Genomic DNA, 2,278 nt, shown 5'->3' on the forward strand with positions numbered 1-2,278 from the left:
GCCCAGCACCGGCGAGTTCTGCCCCTACGTGCACCTGTTCTTCCGCATGGCCGACGGCGGGTGCATCGCCTTCTTCGACCTCGGCGACGACTTGGCCGCCGAGCCCAGCCCGAACACCCCCGCCTGGGTCAACCACATCGCGCTGCGCGTGGCCAGCCGTGACGACCTGGTCGCGATGCAGGCACGGCTGCAGGCGCGGGGCGTCGAGGTGATCGGCATCGTCGACCACGACGGCTACATCCACTCGATCTACTTCTTCGACCCCAACGGGCTGCGGCTCGAGCTGACGGTGGAGGTGGCTGCTGCGGCCACGGTGCAAGGCTTTGCGCAGACGGCCCATGCCGACCTGGCCGCCTGGACGGCTGAGAAAGCGAGCCGCCGTGCAGCCGTCTGAAGCCATCTCACAACGGCCACGGCCCGGATCGGCGGCGCCACTGGCGCTGCGTCTCGCGACCCGCGCCGACGGCACCCGCGACGGCCAACTGGTGCTGGTCGATACCGCGCAGCAGCGCTGCGCCGCGGTGCCGCAGATCGCCCGCACGCTGCAGGCCGCGCTGGACGACTGGCCGGCCCTGGCGCCGCGCCTGCATGCCCGCCAACAGGCGCTCGAGGCCACGGCCTGGTCCGGCGCCGAACGCTTCGACGCCACAGCCTGCCGTGCGCCGCTGCCGCGCGCCTACCAGTGGGCCGATGCCTCGGTCTACCGCAACCATGCGCGGCTGATCTACCAGTGGCGGCGCGAGCCGATTCCACCGCGCTACGAGGACGAGCCGCTGGTCTACCAGGGCGGCTCGGACGTGATGCTGGGCCCGAGCGAGCACATCGTGGCGCGCGACGAGGCCCATGGCATCGACCTCGAGGCCGAGATCGCCGTCATCACCACCGATGTGCCGATGGGCACCAGCGCAGAAGCGGCGCTGGACTGCATCGCCCTGGTGGTGCTACTCAACGATGTCTCGCTGCGCGGGCTGATCCCGGCGGAGCTGGCGCGCGGCTTCGGCTTCTACCAGAGCAAGCCGGCCAGCAGCTTCGCACCGCTGGCGCTGACCACCGCCGCGCTGGGCGAGCACTGGCGCGGCGGCATGCTGCACTTGCCGGTGCACATCGAACTCAACGGCCAGTGGTTCGGCCACCCCGACGCCGGCCAGGAGACGGTGTTCCACTTCGGCCAGATCCTCGCCCATCTGGCGCGCACCCGACGCTTGAGCGCCGGCAGCATCGTCGGCGCCGGCACCATCAGCAATGCCGACCCGGCTTGCGGCAACGCCTGCATCACCGAGGCGCGTGTGCGCCAGATGTTGGCTGGTGTGCCTGACGAAGACCTGCACCCCTACCTGAAACACGGCGACCGCGTGCGCCTGGAGGTGCGCGATGGGCAGGGCCACAGCCTGTTCGGCGCGATCGACCAGCGCGTGGTGGTCCAATCGGCGATGGATGAATGACGAGGATCGACCGATGAGGGTGAAACCATGAGCTGGGACTACCACGCCCCGTGGCGCGACATGCGCTTCGTGATCGAGGAACTGCTGGAGCTGCCGGCGCAATGGGCCCGACTGCCGGCGCTGGCGCACAGCGATGCCGAGCTGTCGCGCCAGCTGATCGACGAGGCCGGCCGCTTTGCGCGCGAGGTGCTGCTACCGCTCAATGCGAGCGGCGACCTGGCCGGCTGCACGCTGCAGGAGGGCGAGGTGCGCACGCCGCCGGGTTTCCGCGCTGCCTACCAGGCCTTCGTCGAGGCCGGCTGGCCGGCGCTGGCCTGCGACGCGCACTGTGGCGGCCAGGGCTTGCCGCAGGTGCTGAACGCCGCGCTGTACGAGATGCTGGCTGCCTGCAACCATGGCTGGACCATGTACGCCGGGCTGCTGCACGGCGCCTACGAATGCTTGCATCGCCATGGCTCGCCGGCACTGCGCGAGCGTTACCTGGCGAAGCTCGTCAGCGGCGAGTGGCTGGCGACGATGGCGCTCACCGAAGCCCAGGCCGGCTCCGACCTGGGCCGCATCGCCACCCGCGCCGTGCCCTGCGGCGACGACAGCTTTGCGATCAGCGGCAGCAAGATCTTCATCTCCGGCGGCGAGCATGACCTCACGGACAACATCGTGCACCTGGTGCTGGCGCGCCTGCCCGATGCGCCGCCCGGCAGCAAGGGCCTGACGCTGTTCCTGGCGCCCAAGATCCTGCCCGACGGCAGCCGCAACGCCGTGCACTGCGACGGCCTGGAACACAAGCTGGGCATCAAGGGCAGCGCCACCTGCGTGCTGCGGCTGGAAGCGGCCAC

At 70.5% G+C, this 2,278-nt stretch carries 3 protein-coding genes; all 3 read left to right on the plus strand.

Features of this window, described 5'->3' with window-relative positions:
* A partial coding sequence (locus VLK61_RS13135) for a VOC family protein (protein ID WP_325421850.1) occupies window positions 1–394 on the plus strand: 394 nt, incomplete at its 5' end.
* 46 nt (window positions 395–440) lie between these two features.
* On the plus strand, window positions 441–1,442 hold the full coding sequence (locus VLK61_RS13140; protein WP_325421854.1) for a fumarylacetoacetate hydrolase family protein: 1,002 nt from the start codon (window positions 441–443) through the stop codon (window positions 1,440–1,442).
* A gap of 27 nt (window positions 1,443–1,469) precedes the next feature.
* The coding region (locus VLK61_RS13145) for an acyl-CoA dehydrogenase family protein (protein ID WP_325421852.1) at window positions 1,470–2,278 on the plus strand (809 nt) is incomplete at its 3' end.

The organism is Aquabacterium sp., assembly GCF_035476535.1.
GTDB lineage: Bacteria > Pseudomonadota > Gammaproteobacteria > Burkholderiales > Burkholderiaceae_C > Pseudaquabacterium.